Consider the following 21,562-nt stretch of genomic DNA (forward strand, 5'->3'; position numbering starts at 1 on the left):
ACCTGAATTGTTTCTTATGACTCATCTGCAAATGCATCCGTAAAGAATGTCTCCAGTTTGTCGAACGGAATTACATCCATTTGATCATACAGATCTGTGTGGCTTGCACCAGGAATAATTGCTAGCTCCTTATTGTCACCTTTGAGAAGCTTAAAGGCATCTTGACTAAAATATAAAGAATGGGCGTCCCCACCGTGAACAACAAGTACATCGCTGCGGATTTCAGGTGCATATTTCAGTAAACTCATATTCATTAAGGAACCTGCTGCTGTCGAAGCCCATCCTCCATTTGAATTTACAGAACGTGCATGATAGCCGCGCTCAGTCTTGTAGTAATCTGCATAGTCTTTAATGAACTGTGGAGCATCATCCGCTGGCTGCTCTGGAATTCCGCCTGCCATCGTATAGCTGCCATTTTTATAGTCCTCTGTTCTTTGATTATTATAATTGACACGAGCCTGATATCTTCCTTCCTCATCAACAGAATCGTTATATCCAAGTGCCGTAACACGACTCATATCGTACATTGTCATTGCGGCTGTCGCCTTGATTCTTGTATCAAGTGCGGCTGTCTGAAGCGCATAACCACCAAATCCGCAGACACCGATAATACCGATCTGCTCAGGATCAACATTCTCCTGAACGGAAAGAAAATCAACGGCACTTTGGAAATCTTCGACATTAACATCAGGTGAGTTGAAGTTTCTTGGATATCCGCCACTCTCCCCAGTATAGGAAGGATCAAAGGCAATCGCTAAGAATCCTTTTTTTGCCATCTCCTGGGCATAAAGTCCAGAGGACTGCTCCTTAACGGCACCAAACGGACCACTGACAGCAATCGCAGGAAGCTTACCTTCATAATTCTTTGGCTCATATAGGTCAGCTGCAATTGTTATTCCAAAATGGTTGACGAAAGTCACTTTTTTGTGATTTACCTCATCGCTGAGAGGGAATACTTTATCCCACTCTTGTGTGAGTTCAATTGGTTCTACACGAATGGAAACATCCTTCATCATGGCACCGTAATTGGTTGCTGTAGCGCTCTGCGTCTGAGTATCCTCCTGGGCTGATGCCTGTGGACTGCATGCCGTCATTGTCAGAACTGTTGCAAGTACTCCAAAGTGTAACATCTTTTTTTTCTTCATTGTATTTGCCTCCCTTTTTGATTTTCTCGTTGTGAACGTATTTCGCCAATCACCTCCGGCCTCATGCCTTATGCGATCGAACGACCGCTTTCGTTTGATTGTACCTTACATATTGGTGAGATACCTGAGATTAAACTTCGAGATACCTTAGAATTACCTTATAGTTTTCTGAACCATCCCGTACATTCTCCGCGGCGGGCGGCCGTTTGGACAAGAGCTTATATCGTTAAACAAAAAAAAGCCGCGTATCCCGCGACTTCTTATGCGTATATGTTCTTGGTTTGCATACACGCCCTGGTTAATGTGCAACTAATCTCTCTGCATTTCCGTCACCGTGCAATTTCTTATCCCAAAAATTGTCGTTTAGAAGTGATCATGAAGTTTCTTAGTAAAATTGTTACAAAACTCAACAATATTGAAAGTATTCCCACTAACACAACGTATTGGGTGCCCATTCCTGAAATTAATAGCCCGCCTACAGCTGCACCTAATGTTGTTCCTACGTTACAGGAAGATATAAATAATCCATTGGCAAAATCAGGCGCTTCAGGAGCTGCAGACGCAATCAAATACTGATTAATATTTGCCATGATTCCTCCAGCTAATATTCCCCAAATGAAAGTGATCATAGCCATCGGAACTGCAAACTGCCCTGCGAAGAATAAAATGATGTAAACAGCACCCATGAACAAAGGAAAAGATACTACAGACTTCATGGCACTATGAGTTAGTAATTTACCTGCGACAAGGTTTCCAATAATATTAGCCGCACCGAAGAGGAGTAATGTTAAACTTATGGTATTCGGAGACATACCCGTTACAGTTTTTAAATATTCAGCAAGATAGCTATAAACCCCGAATACAGCAGAGTTTAATAAAATGACAGCCGCAATGGAAATCCATATGATCGATTTTTTTAATACGGAAAGTTGTGCGCCATATGAAAGTCTTTCTTCAATTGGCATAGCGGGTACGAAAATCAATGTAGCAATGAATACAATACAGTTAACAATCGCGAAGAATACCATCGCCATCTCATACGAAACGGCACTATCAATAAAACTGGCAATCGGTACGCCGGCTACCATACCGGCAGATACTCCAATAAATACTTTAGAAACCGCTTTTGGAGCTGCTTCTTTACTTACTGAGGAAGCAGCAACTGTAAATGCCATAGAACAATAAATGGGATGAAAGAAACCTAGAATGATACGAACAATTAATAGAACAGTAAAGTTAGTTATAAATAAGGTAGCAATATTCCCCACAACGAAAACACCTAATACAAGTAACATGACCTTCTTGCGATCTATACCCGAAAACAATAACGGCATCGTAGGGCCAGACACTGCAATCGCAATGGCAAAAAGACTCACCGTCAATCCTGCTTCTGATATGCTGACATTAAAGTGCTCAGCAATGGAGGGCAATAACCCGATTACCCCCATTTCGGTATTTAAGATACCAAAAACACCGATGGTTAGTATAAGAATCAGTATTTTTTTTTGTTTCTCCATAATCTCCTACCTTCATGAACTAAGTTACTTTAAATTCTCGGTAAAGAATGCTTCCAACTTGTTAAATGGAATCACATCCGTTCTGTCGTATAAATCAACGTGTCCCGCATTTGGAACGATGTAGAACTCCTTTGGTTCTGCCGCCAATTCGTAAACATCTTCACTAAAGTATCGGGAGTGAGCATGCTCACCGATGATGAACAAAATCGGCCGCGGCGAAACTGATTTAATGTACGTAAGAAGAGGGAAGTTCATAAATGACATGCTGCTTGTTACGGTAAATTGAGTAATTGAGTTTGGGTGATACCCACGAGGCGTAGAGTAGAACTCACCAAATTCGCGACCAATTGGATCTGTATTTTCGTCGAATCCAATAGGTGCTCCCCGATCGGTCAGCGCTGGCGGGTTGCCCTCAAACTCTGCGTAGCGCTGCTCGGCAATTGCATCGAGTATTCTGTTGCGGTCTTCTTCAGTAAAGGAGTCCTTAAAGCCGTTGCGTTGCGCACGGGATATATCGTACATGCTGACCGTAGCGACCGCCTTAATGCGTCTGTCGACCTGCGCTGCGCTGATCGCAAAACCACCGCTGCCACACATACCGATTACACCAATTTGATTCCGATCTACAAATGAACGCGTTCCTACATAATCAACGGCTGCGCTGAAATCTTCGACGAACAGATCAGGCGAAGAAAGGTGCCGCGGCTCTCCACTGCTGTATCCGTTGAATGAAGGATCAAATGCAAGAGCCACAAAACCACGCTCCGCCAAGTTTTGAGCATAGATACCAGAGCCCTGCTCTTTAACGCCACCATATGGCGCACCTATAATGACGGCTGCATGTTTTTGGGACTCATCAAAGTCTTTTGGCAAGTAAAGATCTGCCGCAATGTTGATTCCAAACCTGTTTTTGTATGAAACTGACTTCCTTGTTACTTTATCGCTTAACTCAAAAATATAATTCGACATTTTAGATAACATCCTTTCTTACTGTTGTTTTCACCCTTCGTTATTTATTTTAGCTATGCCTTTTGTTTATAACAAATACTTATATCTAATATCAAGATATGCTTTTTAGGCATCTACAAAGTGTGTATACTAAAAAATAAGAATGGAGGAATGTTACTTGGAATTTAGAGTTTTGCGCTATTTTCTTACTGTGGCAAGAGAAGGAAGCATTACGCGTGCTGCTGATTTTTTGCATGTTACACAGCCAACTTTGTCAAGACAATTAAAAGATCTTGAAGAACAATTAGGAAAAAAACTATTTACTCGCAGTAGTCACAGCATCATTCTCACAGATGAAGGAATGCTCCTGCGAAAGAGAGCAGAAGAAATTGTTGATATGGTCGATAAATTAGAGGCAGAATTCATTTCCATGGAAGAAACAATAAGTGGCGATGTATACATTGGCAGTGGGGAAACTTACGCTATGAAACAGATTGCACGTGTAGTAAAAGATCTACAGCTAAAGTATCCAAATATACGGTATCACATCTTTAGCGGAAACGAAGACGATGTAACTGAACGGCTTGACAAGGGCTTGCTCGACTTTGGTATATTAATTGATCCGGCAGATTTATCAAAATACAATTATATTAATATGCCAGCAAAAGATGTTTGGGGCGTTGTTATGAGAAAAGACAGTTCTCTTGCTGTCAAAGATACGATTCAAGTAGATGATTTATTAAATGTTCCGTTAATCTGTTCACGACAGGCTATGCAACAGACATTGTCTAAAAATGAATATGTGGATTGGTTTGGTGAAAATTTTGATAAGTTAAATATCGTAACTACATTCAATCTTTTATATAATGCCGCTATTATGGTTGAAGAGGGCATAGGTTATGCGTTAAGCATTGATAAAATAGTGAATACGTCTAGTGATAGCAACCTTTGTTTTAGACCGCTAAAACCAAGACTTGAAGCTGGCTTAAATATCGTTTGGAAAAAACATCAGGTTTTTTCCGCTGCTGCTGCTGTGTTTTTAAATGAAATTCAGGAGAAATTTCCAAGTTCCTTATCGGATGTATAAGAAAAACATCTATCGATGTACATTCACAGAAGACAGACCGCGTCTAGCAGTAGTTTTTCTTGCGATATCAGGAAGCTTATACCAAGAAGTTTATACTTTCTGATATCTTAAGAAAAGCTTGTAAACGTACTATGAATGATCTCGGCTCCAGCGGCAAAAATGATCCGCTGGAGCCGAGATCCATTTACTTCCAAAATTCCAAAATCAATATGCCATATGGTGGCATTGCCACGCTTCCACTATTTAACTTGGACCGAAACGGTAATTTCATTCTCGAATACATGTTCGGTACCATCGGGCAGCAGCAATTCAACGGGAATGCCGCCTGGGGCTTTGGCAGTAATTTTCGAACATCGGTTTGGAGAGATTTACGATCAGGAGACCAATCGAATCTCCATGCTCACTTTGGAAATTCCGGAATAACTTGACGGTAGAAAACGTATTTGTGTCATTTTCAATGACGTTGTATCCGAAAAATTCTACTTTTCCTTGAGCCTGCACCGCTTTTTGATACCATTCTGTTTGTTTGATTTCATAGGCTTTATCTGTTCCTTCGTAAATGCCTGCGTTGTCCGGTCTATTCAGGCAATATGCCTGGAAATGCACGTCAAACAGACACATGGAATCGACGTATCGTGTATCCATGGAACTGTTGCTGATGACGCGCAGCAGCTCACTGATCATGCGACTTCTAATGTTCTCTTGTTCAATATTGCCGCTTGTTTTGCTGTATACCAGATTGTTTCGAATATCTTCATTCACCACAATATGCCGATTTAGGTTGATGATGTTGCGAAGCAGTAAATCCGCAACCTCACTGGACGTTTCAAGATGCTTCAAGTTCGTCTGTCTATTTTTCTCCATCAAAGTTTCTTTTGTGATATTGAATGAGATGAATCCGAGAAGAAATAAAGAGGGCAAGGAAAGGAGAATGATTGCCGCCAAAAAGCGGTTTCGGATCTTGCGGAATCGAAATCTGTAGAAGGATTGAAGAAACTTTCCCACGGTTGTCTACCTCGCTTTGCGTAAAGGCGGCAGTCGGTTCTATTAGCCTTCACATTGTATTTTATCTGGGTTTATCAACAATCTTTGATTGGCATCTTTCCTCAATCCCCTTGCATTCTGCGGTATTCGGTCGGAGAGAAACCGTTGCGCTTCTTGAACGCCTTGCTGAACTGGTAGACATCAGAGTAACCGCAGGCTCTCGCTATATCCGTAACGGAATCGCCTGTGAACCGGAGTCGGCGGACGGCATGCTCATTGCGAAGCTGATCCAGGTACTCCTTGGGACTGCACCCGTATCGGGCTGCGAAGGTTCTGCGTAAATAAACAGGAGAGAAACCAGTCTGCTCCGCCAATTCAGTGATGCGAAGCTCGGTGGCAAATCCCGTGTCCAGCTTCTCCTTGAATCTGCGAACCGCCGCTGTAATTTCTTCCTCACCGCTGTGTCTTCCCCCTGCTTCCGCCGCCTCGTGTACCTCTTGCACCAAGCGATACCAGACAGATTTCACACGTGCCTCTCGCACAAGATCCCCAGGTACCCATTCTCTTTCCGCTTCTCTGAATAGTTCCCCGATCTTTCCCATGTGTTCACTCTGTAAAGGCAAGAGAAATGGCAGCCGCATCCGTTCGATGGGCTCCGGAGTATCCCATTCATTCTCTTTTTTCCTTAGAGAAGCACAATCGAAGAGCAACATCGTCATTCGGAGTGGATGCGTCTCGGAGGACTTCATATAGAGAGGCAACCCAGGCCAAAGATACACCAATGTGCCCCCTCCTACTTCCACATCCCTCTCCTCGCAGCGAAAAATTCCCTTGCCGCTGTAAATGTAGTAAAAGGTATGCCCTGATACTGTCTGCCGAATATCCTCCCAGCCTGGCAGCGCCGGCTTGGCGATTACCCAATGTATATGCACCACCATATTTCCCAAAGCATACTCCATAGAACCCCTCCTTTCATTATTTGTATCGTTTATGACAAATGATTAGGATTGTTTTTACCATTGTCGCTTTATTGCTAACGATGCTAAACTCCGAGCATACAGACCATCAATTATAGATGTTCTAGTGCAAAAATTATTGGAGATGATGAATATGATTCGAACGTTTCAGCAGCATCGACTTAGGGAATGTCAATTGCTTGACGGATTATGGGATTTCGTTTTTGACAAGGATGATATTGGATTATCCGAAGAATGGCACACAAACTTTCCTTCCAACCACGATCACATACCGGTGCCGGCCTGTTGGAATAACGAGCTCGGCAAGTTCGATTACGAGGGAGTAGCATGGTACCGCACTTGGGTAACACTTGACGATAGCAGCCATCTGCGTTTATTGTTCCACGCCGTGATGGGACATGCCGATGTGTACTGGGATGGACAGCATCTGGGATACCATTATGGTGGATTTACTCCTTTTGACTTTACGATTCCTAGTGTCACTGCCGGGGTTCACGAACTCGTTGTCCGCACAGACAGCACACTGGGGCGCAACACTTTGCCATACCACATTGTGGACTGGTTTCATTACGGCGGAATCATCCGTCCCGTAGAGGTTCAGCGATTACCTGATGTCTCGATCGAGGGGATGCGTATCACCTACGACATGACAGGAGATTCCAGTGCTGATGTCCGAATCCTGCTCAAGCTCCGCTCCATGTCGGATACGCCTGTCGAGGTACCCGTATCTCTCTATCGTAACGATGAGATATTCCAAAATGATAACGTTTACCTTCCTGCCAAGGGTAGCATGGAACTGGTCGTGGAACAAGCCTGGTCGAACCTCCAGCGATGGGAACCGGAGGATCCTGCACTCTACAAGATCAGAGCAGTAGTCGGCCAAGACGACCACACAGACCGCATCGGGTTCCGTACCGTGGAGGCTCGGAACAAGAAGATTCTGCTGAACGGCAAGGAACTCTATCTGCAGGGAGTTAACCGCCACGAGGAACACCCGGAATGGGGGTTCGCTTTTCCCAACAAATTGATGACCAAGGAGCTTGATATCATCCTGCAGATGGGATGCAACACCGTACGCGGGTCACATTACCCTCAGAGTGAATACTGGCTCGATCTGCTGGATGAGCGAGGCGTGCTCTTCTGGAGCGAGATTCCGATTTGGGGCGCCGCATTTCCGGCGGAGCACACGGACGATCCACTCTTCGTAGAACGCGCGATGACCATGATGGATGAGATGATCGAGCGGGATTTTCACCATCCCTCGATCCTGTTCTGGTCTGTCCATAATGAGATTGATACGCGCTCCAAGCAGGCCTATGAATTATCCATTAAGATGACAGAACTCGTTAGGAGTAAGGATCCGTCAAGGCTGGTGGCTTATGCCACTATGCACCCCATGAAAGACATCTGCCTCGGACTATTTGACGTAATCGGAATTAACTATTATGGCGGATGGTATTTCGGACATGTCGAGTTCCAAGAGATGCTTGAAATCTTTCATGAGCGCTGCAAGGAATATGGAGCAGAGGAAACTCCTGTGCTGATGACCGAATTTGGCGGAGCAGGCGTATACGGAGATTCCGGCTGGGAACCCCGTCTATTCAGCGAGGACTACCAGGCCGATATACTCGGCAAGTCCCTGAAGCTCTTCCGGTCCGATCCGAGGATTAGCGGTACTTACGTATGGCAGTTTGCAGATACCCGAGCCCAACTGCAGAGTCATCTTCCCCACTTCAGGGATCGGGCACGCTCCTTCAATAACAAAGGGCTGGTCAACGAATACCGCAAACCAAAGCTTGCCTATCGCGTGGTCAAGGGCATCTATACCGGTCATAACGATCCATACGACTGGGGCTCCACATTAAAATGATCCATAAGGGCTATCCCTGGAGAAATGGCCCCTCCAGATCAAAACCGTCATCCCAAATTGATGAACATAACTTTTGGAGAATGAGGAGGACGATTTGTTTATGATCATGCGCACAAGAAAGTTAAGCAGGTATGCAGTTGTCTTAATCATCTTGGGACTGTTTACAACTACGCTGGCCGCGTGCAGTGGAGACAGTTCAGAATCAGTGGAATCAACAGGTTCAGAGCAGAATCAACCATTAACGAAATTAACGTATTGGGTGGAATTGTTCCCGGATGCTGCCGCCATTATGAAAAGTTATGGAGAAGTTACTTCCTGGAAGGAAATCGAGGCCAAAACAGGCGTAGAAATAGAATTTCAGCACCCGGCACAAGGCCAGCTCGGAGAACAATTCAACTTAATGGTAGCATCAAATAAGCTGCCTGACGTTGTAGATTATGCATGGAATAACTACCCTGGTGGAGCCCAGAAAGCGATCAGGGATAAGAAACTCACTCCATTAAATGATTATTTGGAGTATGCCCCCAACCTAAAAAAACTGCTGGACGATCATCCGGAATGGAGGAAAATGGCTTCTACAGACGATGGAGATCTTATTGGCTTCCCGTTCATTCGTGAGAATGTCACCCAGCAAGTGTTCCTTGGGCCTGCAATTCGCAAAGACTGGCTGGATAAATTGAATTTGTCTGTACCCACAACAATTGACGAATGGCACACCGTTTTGAAAGCGTTTAAAGAACAGGACCCTAACGGAAATGGTGAAGCGGACGAAATTCCGATTCTAATCCCTGCAGGGGAATTAGCTTTTGCCGGTGCCTTCGGAACACCTAACGATTTCTACCGGGAGAATGATACCGTCAAATACGGGCCAATTGAACCCGGTTTCAAGGAATACTTGGCCACAATGAGTCAATGGTATAAGGAAGGGTTGCTGGATAAGGACTTCGCGACAGCGGCAACAGATAGCAAAATTAAAGATGCAAAAATTACGGGTAATCAGGTCGGTTCGACGGTGTTGTTCCTCAATGGTGGAATTGGAAAATACATGGACTTGATGGCGCAAAGCCAACCGGATTTCAAAATTGTCGGCACCCCCTATCCGACTTTAAATCCTGGCGAAAAACCGGTATTCGGGTATATGGATAATCCCGTTACCGGTATCTTCGCAGCCATAACCGGAAGTAACAAAAACGTTGTTGGAACTGTAAAATTCCTGGATTACTTGTACAGTGAAGAAGGGAAACTCATCATGAACTTTGGAAAAGAAGGCGAAACATACACGTTAGTTGACGGCCAGCCCCGGTATACGGATGCTATCTTGAAGAATCCTGACGGGCTGCCGATTTCCCAAGCCTTCAGAAAGCATATTATTGGCGCAACATCAGGTCCTTTTGTGTAGGATGTACGTCACTCGGAACAGTACACGACCAAGCCGGAACAAAAAGAGGCCATGACATTGTGGTCTAACATTACACAGGAAAAAAGAATGCCTCCCGTTAGTATCTCTGTAGAAGATAGCAGCCGATACTCCTCGATCATGACCGACGTCAATACATTTAAAGACGAAATGATTCTGAAATTTATTATGGGTACAGAGCCGCTCGATAATTTCGATAACTATGTAGAAATGTTAAAAGGTTTAGGAATCGAGGAAGCGATCCAAATTCAGCAAGCAGCTTTAGAAAGATACAACAACCGATAAGTATTGCTAACAATGCGGAGTATGGCGGGCGACAGCTTGCCATATTCCGGTCATCCGGGAGGGAGAATTCGTGCCTGATTTAGACAGAAGCTCTATGAAAGCAGCAGCCAGAGTGCCTGCGGACAGCAAAAGGAGTATCATCAAGCGGGACTTGATCCGTAATCGCTATATTTATTTGATGCTTGTTCCTGTTTTGATTTACTATGCCATTTTTCATTACGCTCCTATGTATGGTCTGCTTATTGCTTTTAAGGATTACGGTATAGCAGATGGTGTGTGGGAAAGTCCTTGGGTCGGTTTCACCCATTTTCAGAACTTTTTTGAAAGCCCTTACTTTTGGCGGCTGCTTCGAAATACTTTAATGATCAGTATTTATGAGTTATTGTTTGCATTCCCCGCCCCTATCATCCTGGCTCTATTACTTAATGAGATTCGTCTCATCATCTTCAAACGAGTCGTACAGACGATTAGTTATCTCCCTCATTTTATTTCAATCGTGGTAGTAGCCGGAATGCTTGTCGACTTTGTTGCCCGCGATGGCCTGATTAATAACATCCTCGGCTTTTTTGGATATGAGCCAATTGCTTTCCTGCAAGAACCGGGATGGTTTCGCTCTATCTATGTCTCCTCCGGGATCTGGCAAGGAATTGGCTGGGGCTCTATTATCTATCTCGCCGCAATGTCCTCCATTGATCCTGCTCTGTACGATGCGGCTCGTATGGATGGTGCAGGGCGTTGGAAGCAAACTTTGCATATCACGATTCCAGGCATTATGCCTACCATTGTAATCTTGTTTATCCTTAATATAGGATCCATGCTCTCCATAGGGAGTGAAAAAATCATTCTGCTATACAACCCGCTTACTTACGAAACAGCTGATGTCATTTCAACCTATGTATACAGAAAAGGTATTCTTGGAGCAGATTTCGGGTATTCCGCTGCAGTTGGCTTATTCAATTCGGTCATCAGCTTCATCTTGCTTATACTTGCCAATACAATTAGCAAGCGAGTAAGCGAACATAGACTGTGGTAAAGGGGATCGTGAAAAATGACATATAAACGTTCTCTGGGTGAGACTGTATTTTCGTGGTTTAATATCTGCTTTATGCTTTTACTTTGCTTCGTTACACTCTATCCATTTATTTATATCCTGTTTGCATCTCTGAGCGATCCTGCAGAAATGGCCCAGTTTCGCGGCCTGCTGTTCTACCCACAGGGATTTAGTTTTGCTGCCTATAAAGCGGTACTGGAAAATCCCATGGTTACAACCGGCTACCGGAATACGCTTTTCTATGTCATAGCAGGTACAGCCATCAACTTGATGATGACAACGCTCGGTGCCTATGCTCTTTCCCGTCGTAACGTTTATTTCAAAAACCACATCATGCTCATGATCGTAATCACAATGGTATTCAGTGGCGGGCTTATTCCTACTTTCCTGCTGGTTAACAATCTTGGGATGTTAAATACGCCTTGGGCACTTCTCTTGCCAGGAGCAATCAATTCGTTCAATTTAATTATTATGCGAACCGCATTTCAAGGCATTCCGGCAAGTCTGGAGGAATCCGCACGCATCGACGGAGCGAATGACTGGGTTATTATGACCAGAATTATTATCCCCCTTTCCATGCCCGTAATTGCCGTCATGATTTTATGGTACGCCGTCGGACATTGGAACTCGTATTTCAATGCATTGATTTATTTACGTGACCGGGAGTTGTTCCCTCTGCAACTGGTGCTCAGGGAGATTCTGATTTCCAACAGCACAGATAGTATGATGACAGGAGCAGCGACCGGCGATCGGCTGGATATCGGGATAACGATAAAATACGCGACGATCATTGTGTCTACATTGCCGATCTTGGTCCTGTATCCGTTTCTGCAAAAATATTTTGTGCACGGCGTTATGATCGGTGCGCTCAAAGAATAATGGATAGCATGGTTTCAAGGCTGCACAATCCAAATAGGATGAAAACACAGGCCATCCGCAAAGGGATGGCCTTAAAATCTTGTTTGATGCCGCAGAAATGATGATCGAATAGCTGTTTCATATCATGTAGCGATATTCCAGGAGATTCTTCAGATTTGAGATTTGCTGCAACAGCTTCTCCCCAACATTGGTTTCCCTTACCAGCTTCCGCTCCAGTTCTTTATCCACCAGTCTTTTTATAGACAATACGTCCGTTCCATTACATAATACATCTTCTTTTGAATTAAATTTCTGATGGGCGACGAGCTGCATGCCAAAGGAATTATACAACAAGGTATATCCGGCGATGCCCGTTGTGGATTGATAGGCCTTAGAGAAACCGCCGTCAATGACGACCATTCTCCCGTTTGCTTTAACGGGGTTCTCTCCACGAATTTCTCTAACTGGCGTGTGGCCGTTAATGATATGTCCATGATCCGGATTCAAATCAAACTCCAGCAGGATTTTTCGGCAGATCTCCTCATTTGCACGCAAATGGTAGTAAGGGTTCTTTCTCTCCTTATGGGTTTCTTTATCCTGGATGAAGTACCGTTCAAAGGTGGTCATTTCCCTCTTTCCAAAGAGCGAGGAACATTCCCCTGTCCATATGTACCATACCATATCCGTAGCCAGATCATCCGTCTCTTCCGGATGCGCAAAGGCGTAACGCAAATAATATTCAAGAACATCGAGCAGCTGACGGCCCGAATACGTCTTGTCTTCAATCTGCATTTCTTCCATGTTTCCTTCTTCATCCAAAGGAATACAGCCGTGAATTAACAAATTCCCGTTGTATTTTAAATAAAGGCTGCCCTTTTTCATAAGGAAATTCATATGTCTGGCTAGCTTCTCGGAATGCTGAACGGAGAACAGCAGCTTTTCCATCACCTCTTGTTCTTCCTCCAGCAATTGTTCAGGCTGCTGCGGATTTATGGTTGCGAAACAGGTGTTTTCCAGCGGGTAAGTTTTTCCGCCGATCCTGATTTCATTTTTGTCGTAATCAATCTGCTCAAGCAAAAGCCTTTCAGACATGTTAAAGTATGGGCGTCTCTTAATGATCGGGATTTCAAGCTTAAACTGGATCATGGCAATGGCTTGATGAATTTTGGTAATCTGCAGGATTTCCTGCTCCGATACGTTATGGTCGGCCTGCAGCTTCGGTCTAAAGGCCGGATTGTCATCATAGTATTTCTCCGCCAGGTTCAGCAGTGGGCGAAGATTGATTCCGTATACGTCTTCGATGATGTCCAGATTGTCGTACCTGGCGCAGATCCGGATAATATTCGCAAGGCAGACCAGGGAACCCGCATAGGCGCCTATCCACAGGACATCATGGTTCCCCCACTGAATGTCAACAGAATGGTAGTTGATCAGCGTATCCATAATTTTATCGGGGTCCGGCCCACGGTCATAGATATCTCCGACCACATGAAGATGGTCAACCACCAGGCGCTGGGTCGTATAAGCGAGGCCGATAATGAGCTTGTCCGCCAGGCCCAGGGAGATAATTTGCCGGTATATTTCCTCATAATAAGGATCCTTATTGTTGGTCGCATCCGTCTTGTACAGAAGCTCTTCTACAATATATACAAACTGCTCCGGCAGTGCTTTACGTAATTTCGAGCGTGTATATTTGGAAGAGGCATAAGAAATAAGCTTAAGCATTTGTTCAATCGTTTGTCTATACCACCGGTTCAAGGCTTGTTTATTGCACAGGTCTCCTTTAACCAGTTGTATTTTTTCTTCCGGATAATAAACTAACGCCGCAAAATCATTGATTTCATGATCCGTCCAAACCTCACGGAATAAATCTTTGATTTTCTCTTTTACGGTGCCCGAACCGTTTCTTAGTACATGCTGAAAAGCCTGGAATTCCCCATGCAAATCACTGACAAAATGCTCAGTTCCCTTGGGGAGATTGGAGATCGCTTCAAGGTTGATGATCTCTGTTATGACTTTTTCTTCTGTATCATATTTCTGGGCCAATAAATCTAGAAACTGCGCATCCAAAACAGATGTCCCCCTTCAAGGAAATATGGTGTGTACAAGGCTCCACACTCACACTTTTAACAACCTTTTTAGCGAATTTGAAACAGGTGATCATTATGTTTTGGATTTCAATTTGCTCACCTCTTCACCTGTATAGTTTACAAAAAAATGAAATTATTTATGTGATGGTATCAAAAACGCAGCATAAAAAACAGTTCTTCCATTAAAGTTATATCGTTAACACAAAAAAGCCGCGTATTCCGCGACGTCTTATGTGTGTATGTTCTGATCCTCCGACATCAGATCTCTATTTTTGTCTCCAAAAACTCAAGATACTTTGGGTCATCCTCCATGAAAATCCCCATACCGGCACCCATGTAAGCCCGTGTTAACTCGTCCGCCGCCTTTTCAAGGTTCTCCTGTTCATAATACAACTGTCCTAACCGAAGATGAATATAGGGATTCCCTATTCCATTCGGACATTGTACAGCGTTATAAAAGCATTTGAATGCCTTATCGTAATTCTTCATATGGAAATGAACATCCCCAATTGCCACGTATAACCACGTAGCGGCCTCCCATTCTTGATGATTTTCCGGCAATAAGCGGAGGGCCTCAACATACTTATGCTTGCCCGCCTCAAGATCGCCTGCCTTCACCAAATCATCGCCTTGTTTACACAGAGCTGTAATTTCGTCATGGGTTAAATCTGAAAGTTGCATCGCAATTTCTCCTGTCCTATTCAATTTGATTTGAACTTCCGTTCAAGCTCAATTGTTTGGCCAAAAAACGCTTGGAAATCCATTTTCACGTCTTCGTCTTCCTTTCGTGCAAAAGTCTGTGATTCCAAGAAGGCCATCGGAATCTACAATAATTGTCATCCAAAGGGCTCGCTGCAACGAGTTTTCGTACACGGAGCTATTCCTGCGCAGTCAAAATGACAGGTCCTGCTTTCGTAATGGCAATTGTATGTTCATACTGAGCGGATAGCTTCCCGTCAGCGGTTCGCGCGGTCCAGCCGTCGTCGTCGATCGTCATGCGATACGTTCCCTCGTTCAACATCGGCTCAATGGTAATAACCATCCCTTCCTTAAGGCGGAATCCTTTGCCCGGCGACCCGACATGCGGGAAATTAGGCTCCTCATGCATGCTTCTACCCACTCCATGGGCAAGCAAATCGCGCACGACGCCAAAACCGTTTTGCTCCGCATGTAGTTGAATCGCATGGACGACATCGCCAATCCGGCTGCCGACGGTTGCCCGTTCGATACCGATGTACATGCACTCTTTCGCGACCCGCATCAACTTTTCGGCTTCCTCCGAGATGGAGCCGACTGCATAGGTCCATGCGGAATCGCCAACCCAACCGTTCAGCTCCGCCACGATATCGACGGTGACGATGTCTCCCTGCCGTAGCGGCTTGCTGTTCGGGAAGCCGTGCGCGATCACATCATTCACGGAAGTGCACGTTGCATACGGGTAGCCATTGTAGCCCAAAGTGGGCGCACTTCCCCCTGCTTTCGTGATGAGCCGCTCTACTTCGTCGTTAATCTCCTGCGTTGTCATGCCCGGGCGAATCATTTCGGCCACTCTTTTGTGGCATGCCGCCACGAATTGCCCGGCTATTTTCATCTCTTCGATTTCCGCCGCGGATTTCAAAGTCACCATATTATCGGCCCCCTTCTGGTAAAATTCCCGTAAGCAAAGTTTCCGCAGCCTCGTTGCCATCCATCTCTTCATGCTGATGATATATATGCAGTCCGGCATAGCCGACCAGCGAGCCGATTAGCATGTTGGCCGCCTTTTCCGGGCTTCGCCCGCCGGCGCATTCCCGCAAAACCTTCGCCAGCGGCAGGTACAGCTCTTCGTGGAACCGCTCGGACAGCTCCCTGTAGCGACCGGGCAGCTGGTGAAAATTTTCGGCCGACATTTTGTACAGGATGAACACCGATAGATCCTCCGACCATTGGCGAAGCATGAGCACGATATAATCCCGCAGCCGCTCAGGCCATGGTCCTTCGCCGCCCAGGGCGGTTTCCGTGACTGCTTTCGCCTGTTCGAAACCGCACCATAGCAAATCGTTAAACAATTCGTATTTATTTTTATAATAATGATAAACCGTTCCGTAACCGAGTTCGGCTTGGGCCGCGACATCGCGCATTTCCATAGTTATGCCTTTATCGATATACACCTGCGCAGCGGCCCGCAGCATTTGCTGGATCCGGATCGCACGAATCTCTTCGTTCTGCTCCTTCGTTCGGGGAGACATGATCGGAAAGCCCTCCTTTTTTTGACCTACTGTAATGTCGAAATAAGAATACTATAATTTTTCCTGCTCAGTCAATCCGAAAATGCCTGGCTCGTGTTCCCTGCTTCAAAAGAGACGGCAAGGGATTCGGATCATTGAGGCATTCGCCCAGGTTACAAGAGCCGGGCATACCACATCCGATGCAGTTTTCCGGCTCTTATATCTCACCTGGATGCTATCGTCCAACATTAACGATCTTCCTGACCCATGTGGGCTCACTCGTCGCCGCCCGCACAAGGCAGTCGGCACAGTCTGCGAAGGCCAGCGGCCGGAACGGAGCGATGCGTGCTGATGGACCTGCTGTATAGTTCAGAGTGGCAGCCGCGTCATTCAGCCCCGCCGGACGTACAATGACCCAATCCAGGTCACTCCTTTGCACCGCATGCTCGGCAATGGCCTTATCCTTGATGGCCTTCGAGAAGATGCGTTGATGAATGCCTAATGCCCACCGACTGCCAGCGGAAAGCTCCTTCCCGTCGCTCAAACCAATGCCGCTCTGCATGACCATGCGTATAACACCAGCACGCTGACAGGCCGCAAGAATATTCGTGATTCCCTCCGACATGACGGTACCCGGTGAGAAGTTTGCCGCAAGCATATTCAGGATTCCCTTCGACATGGCGCTACCCGGCGAGAGGTTACTGCTTGGACCGATGCAACTGATGACCACATCTGTACCGGCAATGGCTTTGGCTATACTCGACGCGTCAAATACATCCCCCTGCCGGGTGCTGAGCCGCTCTGCGGGAGTAATGACTTCCGGCCGGCGAGCCACGGCTACAACCTCATGTCCCAATTCAAGTGCCCGCTTCATCACTTTCCTCCCAGTTCCCCCTGTTGCTCCAATAACCGCAATTTTCATTGAAATGCTCCCCTTTGATTGGTGATCATGCTTAACTCCATCCCCATATATGCAAACAAATTGCACAGTAGTGCATTAAGAAACAACTATGTATAATTGTAAACAGAAATAGAACCTCTACAATGATTAAAAAGGCAGGTTCCGTGCATTAGTTCACAGATCCTTTAACATTGTGTATTTATTTTCAGGGAAGCTGGTGATCTCAAGTGTCAAAGATGGATCGAAGGATACGCAAGTCCCAGGAAGCCATTAAAATGGCTCTTATTGAACTGATGATTGAAAAAAATTTTGATCAGATTACGATACAGGATATTTCCGACAGGGCCGATGTTAGCCGAAGAACCATCTATCTTCACTATATGGACAAATTTGATCTTCTGGATAAGCTCATCGAAGAACATATTGACGAAATGCGGGAACTCTGTGATTCGGCAGACGATGACGCCGATTATATAGATCAGGGCTTGTTATGGTTCGAGTATTTTGAGAGTCATTATTTATTTTTCTCCGCGATGCTGGCGAGTAAAGGGGGCACTTTTTTCCGCAATCGATTCCTTGAGTTTTTCCTCCAAGAGTTAACGAAAAAAGAGAATGATATGCCCGAAGGAAGCGATAAAGGATTATCTGATGGTGAGGATGTTGATATTCAATTTTTAGGAGCGGCTATCGTAGGGGTAGTGGAATGGTGGTTCAAGAATGGAAAGCCTCACTCTCCTTCCTTCATGGCTCAGCGAGTGGGATCATTGCTTGAACGGAATCTTGATGCTGATTTCCCACTTGCATGAAGGAAGCTTCAGGCTGAAGACCTTCTAACACACTTGAAAGTCCGCAGCCTGTCTGGCCCTTCGTTATCCATGAAATTACTTGAGTTTAACGAGCTTCATTTTCGGCGGGATATACCTGAGTTGTCTGTGCCATTTTTATTGAATGGAGAATACTTCTCTTTCCAATAATTCCTCTTGCTTTTGGCCGATCGGATCACTGTGGAAATAATCACGGATGATTCCATCTTTTACATAATTAGCAATGGATACTATAATCATCCCTTGATCAAGTGCAAGATAGGCTTTAGCAAGTTCTCCTGTTTCTACATTCACAGAATCATAGAACCCGTATTTACCATACATATTAAAGCCCTTTAAAGCTTTGATGTTTTTACGCACAGCTTCAGGCGCATACTCCAGAGCAAGAAATGTTGCATGTGCAGTTACGGTTGCTCCATCTTTATAACCTGATGTACCCAGCGGCGTAGCTGCAAACTCACTGTATCCAGTCGGAGTTGCAGACGGCGAGAATCCCCACGCAGGGTATCCTTTTTCCTTGGCATATGCGATTTGCAGCTCTACATGACGTTTATTATTTAATCCCAATGCTTTTGTGCCAAACTCTTTTTCTTTCAAAACGATTCCAGGCATGAGCCCTTCAAACATACTTCCTCCCCAGCTCGGCACAAACTTTACACCATTATATTCATAACTTCCCTCGAAAACAGTCACTCCATCGTACTGCACGTTTTCTCCTTGCGGAATCTGAGCTTGCCAATCCCATTCTTTCGGCAATGTACGATACATTTTCCACCAATGATCCTTAGGTACATCGCCTTTCCCGATAGCAATATAGCTTGCAACACGCGGTTCGGTGTAAAACATTCCGTAATGATGGTCAGTCAGTTTGCCTTTAGCAACATCGTAGCCGCCGCGGAACTGGCCAACTTCAGGATCATATAACGGTGTATAATTCATATTCTCAACCAACTTGCTTGTTTGCCCGTACAACTCTTCATAGGCTTGCCCGACGACAATTAAACCTGCTGAAAGCCATCCGTTATCAACCTGAGAGATAAATTGTCCCCAATCTTTCTTGATGGAACCGTCATCGGTGTTATACCAGTTATAGAAGAGGCCATTCCATTTTTCCAGTTTTTCAATTGTATTTAAAGTGATTTGAATGCGCTTAACCGCTTCTTTTTTTGAAATAATGCCCAATTGCTGTGCTGAAACTGTACTCATCATATACATTCCGATATTTGTTGGCGAGGTGTGTTTTGCTTCCTTCAGTCCGTCATCCGTGAAGCGCACCTCATCGTAAGTCATACCCGTGTTCGGATCCGTATGGTCTTGAAAATATTCATAGGTTTTTTGTGCAATCGCTTTCAGTTCTGTGCGAAAAGCAATTTGGGCTTTGGCATCACTGGCTGAAACCATCGGAGTTACAATAAGATTAACTAACAGGCCAATGGTCAAAATGAAACTAATCAATTTTCCTGTTCTCACCATTATTCCCTCCTGAATTCCAATTTAATCGAAACGTTTCGCTTGTATAATATCATAAACGTTATTTATTGATAAGTGTTTTTTAGTAAATCATAGGACGAGAGTGCTGTTAACGAGTTTTGGTGAGTAAAATGTTGAAACGTTTCACTTGTTTATGATACGCCTGGTAGTCAAAATCGGCAGCTGTCATGTACCTGACTAGCTGCCGATTCGTGTATTTATAGCATCTTCATGCTTCAATATCCAATGGATTATAACTTGCTTTAGACATTCAAAAATATTGACCTAACGAGTTACTGTGTTTGAATCTAAATCTCAGTCATAAATATTGTCGTTCACCGGTTTGTGCTGCTTTTTCCACGGTATCAATTAATTGATGAAGTTTTACCGCATCTGCAAAACCTGGAGTAAAGGATGTTCCTTTTTCGATATCCTGAGCGAATTTACTGTAGGCTTGAGCTACATTAAGAACTAAGCCTGAGTCATTTTTCAGGGAATCTGGTACCCAGTAATAGGAATCGGGAATTGTTAACTCATGAAGCTCTTGGTCTGCAGGTCCTGCACCTCGCAATTGGAGTGACCCGAATTGAATGGATGCAGGCGCGCTCAGCACGATCGTCCCCTTGTCTCCGAAGATTTCAAGCGTAAGTCCTGTCTGTTGTTTGACTCCTCCTTGGATATGAACGCTGGCTGCTGCACCGCTAGTCAGTTTCCCTGTGATCAGTATTTGATCATCTGTCGTTTTCTCAATGACTTTGTGGATATCCACCAATTCGACTTCAGGGAATTGGTGGGCTGTAACGGCTGAAAGCTCTGTAAAGTCCCCGAGCATGTAAGTGAATGCATCCAGATTATGTCCGCCTACAATCGTGAGCAGGTTCCCTCCGATCTTGCGATCAAATAAGTATGCAGTTGCTTTGTTACCGACGCCACCCATTCCCTCAATCGAAATCCTCATATTGGCCGAAAGGATTTTTCCAACATAACCTTCCGCCAATAAATCTTTAACATAATTAATAGCTGGGGCTTGTCTTGCCTGTAAACCTATTGCGTTTGGCAATTGGCGGGACTCTATCCATTCCTGCATTTCGAGCGCTTCAGCGGTATTTGATCCCAGTGGCCACTCGCAGTAAATCGGTTTCCCAGCAGGGGTAATTGCTTTGACTGCCTCATAGTGATCTTTCACGTTTATGCTGACGACTACTATATCCACATCTGCATGTTGAGCCAATTCCTCCATGTCATCAAAGCCATGATTTGCATGGAAAGCCTCAGCACTCTTCTTTGCGCTCTGCATATTGCTTGTCCCAACTGCCGTGAGCTCAAACTCATTCAGATGTTCAATGGCAGGGATATGAGTACCGCTTGCCCATCCGTTGTTAATTGACCCGCCTATAATTCCTGCACGAATTTTTTTACTCATGTAAAACAGCTCCCTATTTTGAATTTTTTATAAATATTTAGCCTGCTAAATATTTGCGAAAGACGGAGAACTCATGATAAGTTATTCTCCATCTTTTGCATGATTTGTCTTAGTATCAAGCGTTCTTCCATTGAAATGGAATGCAGCAATTTTTCCTGTTGCGCTTTCCATTTCATTCCCACCGGGGCCTCTAATTCTTTGCCTTTGTCAGTAAGATAAATTCGCATTACTCTTGCATCTTGTTCATCACGTTTGCGGTATATAAATCCATTTTGCTCTAGTGATTTAACCATATTCGTTACTGTAGGAGGTTCGCATTTTAAATGTTCACACAGCTGCATTTGTGTGATTCCATCGCCCAACCACAAACGATACAGTAAATTATCCTGGCCAACATAAAGGTTAAGTTCTCTTAAAGATTCGCTGTAATCTCGTCGCATTTGCGAAGAGATCCGATCTAACGACTGACGAATATCACAATCCACTTGATCTGTCATTGATGTTAATC

Annotated in this window: 20 protein-coding genes; 7 read left to right on the forward strand and 13 right to left on the reverse strand. The window is 44.8% G+C overall.

The window, feature by feature from the left end:
• Window positions 1–14 precede the first annotated feature (14 nt).
• From ACE5KN_RS15225 to ACE5KN_RS15235, 3 genes are all read right to left on the reverse strand, one after another.
• On the reverse strand, window positions 15–1,145 hold the full coding sequence (locus ACE5KN_RS15225) for an alpha/beta hydrolase (RefSeq protein ID WP_375523979.1): 1,131 nt from the start codon (window positions 1,143–1,145) through the stop codon (window positions 15–17).
• A gap of 344 nt (window positions 1,146–1,489) precedes the next feature.
• Window positions 1,490–2,662, reverse strand: a complete 1,173-nt coding sequence (locus tag ACE5KN_RS15230) for an MFS transporter (RefSeq protein WP_375523980.1) — start codon at window positions 2,660–2,662, stop codon at window positions 1,490–1,492.
• A 24-nt stretch (window positions 2,663–2,686) separates the two neighbouring features.
• Window positions 2,687–3,631, reverse strand: a complete 945-nt coding sequence (locus tag ACE5KN_RS15235; RefSeq protein WP_375523981.1) for an alpha/beta hydrolase — start codon at window positions 3,629–3,631, stop codon at window positions 2,687–2,689.
• Window positions 3,632–3,788: 157 nt separating this feature from the next.
• On the opposite strand from ACE5KN_RS15235, the gene ACE5KN_RS15240 reads away from it, so the two are divergent.
• Complete coding sequence (locus ACE5KN_RS15240) at window positions 3,789–4,697, forward strand: LysR family transcriptional regulator (protein ID WP_375523982.1); 909 nt, start codon at window positions 3,789–3,791, stop codon at window positions 4,695–4,697.
• Between the two features lie 309 nt (window positions 4,698–5,006).
• Here the strand turns inward: ACE5KN_RS15240 and ACE5KN_RS15245 are convergent, their stop codons facing one another.
• The gene (locus ACE5KN_RS15245) at window positions 5,007–5,537 is read right to left on the reverse strand and encodes a hypothetical protein (protein WP_375533102.1); all 531 of its coding nucleotides are present in this window, start codon (window positions 5,535–5,537) and stop codon (window positions 5,007–5,009) included.
• Window positions 5,538–5,803: 266 nt separating this feature from the next.
• Complete coding sequence (locus ACE5KN_RS15250; RefSeq protein ID WP_375523984.1) at window positions 5,804–6,640, reverse strand: AraC family transcriptional regulator; 837 nt, start codon at window positions 6,638–6,640, stop codon at window positions 5,804–5,806.
• 151 nt (window positions 6,641–6,791) lie between these two features.
• On the opposite strand from ACE5KN_RS15250, the gene ACE5KN_RS15255 reads away from it, so the two are divergent.
• The 5 genes from ACE5KN_RS15255 (at window position 6,792) to ACE5KN_RS15275 (ending at window position 12,160) form a co-directional block, all read left to right on the forward strand.
• On the forward strand, window positions 6,792–8,528 hold the full coding sequence (locus tag ACE5KN_RS15255) for a glycoside hydrolase family 2 protein (RefSeq protein ID WP_375523985.1): 1,737 nt from the start codon (window positions 6,792–6,794) through the stop codon (window positions 8,526–8,528).
• A gap of 100 nt (window positions 8,529–8,628) precedes the next feature.
• Complete coding sequence (locus ACE5KN_RS15260; RefSeq protein WP_375523986.1) at window positions 8,629–9,927, forward strand: extracellular solute-binding protein; 1,299 nt, start codon at window positions 8,629–8,631, stop codon at window positions 9,925–9,927.
• 51 nt (window positions 9,928–9,978) lie between these two features.
• Window positions 9,979–10,230: a hypothetical protein gene (locus tag ACE5KN_RS15265; protein WP_375533103.1), complete on the forward strand. Its 252-nt coding sequence runs from the start codon at window positions 9,979–9,981 to the stop codon at window positions 10,228–10,230.
• A gap of 94 nt (window positions 10,231–10,324) precedes the next feature.
• Complete coding sequence (locus tag ACE5KN_RS15270) at window positions 10,325–11,263, forward strand: ABC transporter permease (protein ID WP_375524027.1); 939 nt, start codon at window positions 10,325–10,327, stop codon at window positions 11,261–11,263.
• Between the two features lie 15 nt (window positions 11,264–11,278).
• Complete coding sequence (locus ACE5KN_RS15275) at window positions 11,279–12,160, forward strand: carbohydrate ABC transporter permease (protein ID WP_375523988.1); 882 nt, start codon at window positions 11,279–11,281, stop codon at window positions 12,158–12,160.
• 117 nt (window positions 12,161–12,277) lie between these two features.
• Here ACE5KN_RS15275 and ACE5KN_RS15280 read toward each other — a convergent pair whose 3' ends face one another.
• From ACE5KN_RS15280 to ACE5KN_RS15300, 5 genes are all read right to left on the reverse strand, one after another.
• On the reverse strand, window positions 12,278–14,209 hold the full coding sequence (locus ACE5KN_RS15280) for a fructose-1,6-bisphosphatase (protein WP_375523989.1): 1,932 nt from the start codon (window positions 14,207–14,209) through the stop codon (window positions 12,278–12,280).
• 278 nt (window positions 14,210–14,487) lie between these two features.
• Window positions 14,488–14,910, reverse strand: coding sequence for a hypothetical protein (locus ACE5KN_RS15285; protein WP_375523990.1), 423 nt, complete (start codon window positions 14,908–14,910; stop codon window positions 14,488–14,490).
• A 196-nt stretch (window positions 14,911–15,106) separates the two neighbouring features.
• The gene (gene map / locus ACE5KN_RS15290; protein ID WP_375523991.1) at window positions 15,107–15,856 is read right to left on the reverse strand and encodes a type I methionyl aminopeptidase; all 750 of its coding nucleotides are present in this window, start codon (window positions 15,854–15,856) and stop codon (window positions 15,107–15,109) included.
• A 1-nt stretch (window position 15,857) separates the two neighbouring features.
• Window positions 15,858–16,457 carry a TetR/AcrR family transcriptional regulator gene (locus ACE5KN_RS15295; protein WP_375523992.1) on the reverse strand — a complete coding sequence of 200 codons (600 nt, stop codon included), beginning with the start codon at window positions 16,455–16,457 and terminating at the stop codon, window positions 15,858–15,860.
• Between the two features lie 214 nt (window positions 16,458–16,671).
• Window positions 16,672–17,358, reverse strand: a complete 687-nt coding sequence (locus tag ACE5KN_RS15300) for an NAD(P)-dependent oxidoreductase (protein WP_375523993.1) — start codon at window positions 17,356–17,358, stop codon at window positions 16,672–16,674.
• Window positions 17,359–17,564: 206 nt separating this feature from the next.
• On the opposite strand from ACE5KN_RS15300, the gene ACE5KN_RS15305 reads away from it, so the two are divergent.
• Complete coding sequence (locus tag ACE5KN_RS15305; protein WP_375523994.1) at window positions 17,565–18,143, forward strand: TetR/AcrR family transcriptional regulator; 579 nt, start codon at window positions 17,565–17,567, stop codon at window positions 18,141–18,143.
• A 135-nt stretch (window positions 18,144–18,278) separates the two neighbouring features.
• Here ACE5KN_RS15305 and ACE5KN_RS15310 read toward each other — a convergent pair whose 3' ends face one another.
• From ACE5KN_RS15310 to ACE5KN_RS15320, 3 genes are all read right to left on the reverse strand, one after another.
• A complete protein-coding gene (locus ACE5KN_RS15310; RefSeq protein WP_375523995.1) occupies window positions 18,279–19,631 on the reverse strand; it encodes a glucoamylase family protein in 1,353 nt (450 codons plus the stop codon).
• Between the two features lie 319 nt (window positions 19,632–19,950).
• The gene (locus tag ACE5KN_RS15315) at window positions 19,951–21,054 is read right to left on the reverse strand and encodes a Gfo/Idh/MocA family protein (RefSeq protein WP_375523996.1); all 1,104 of its coding nucleotides are present in this window, start codon (window positions 21,052–21,054) and stop codon (window positions 19,951–19,953) included.
• A 71-nt stretch (window positions 21,055–21,125) separates the two neighbouring features.
• A complete protein-coding gene (locus ACE5KN_RS15320; protein WP_375523997.1) occupies window positions 21,126–21,551 on the reverse strand; it encodes a MarR family winged helix-turn-helix transcriptional regulator in 426 nt (141 codons plus the stop codon).
• Between the last annotated feature and the right edge of the window lie 11 nt (window positions 21,552–21,562).

The organism is Paenibacillus terreus (assembly GCF_042138595.1).
GTDB lineage: Bacteria > Bacillota > Bacilli > Paenibacillales > Paenibacillaceae > Paenibacillus > Paenibacillus terreus.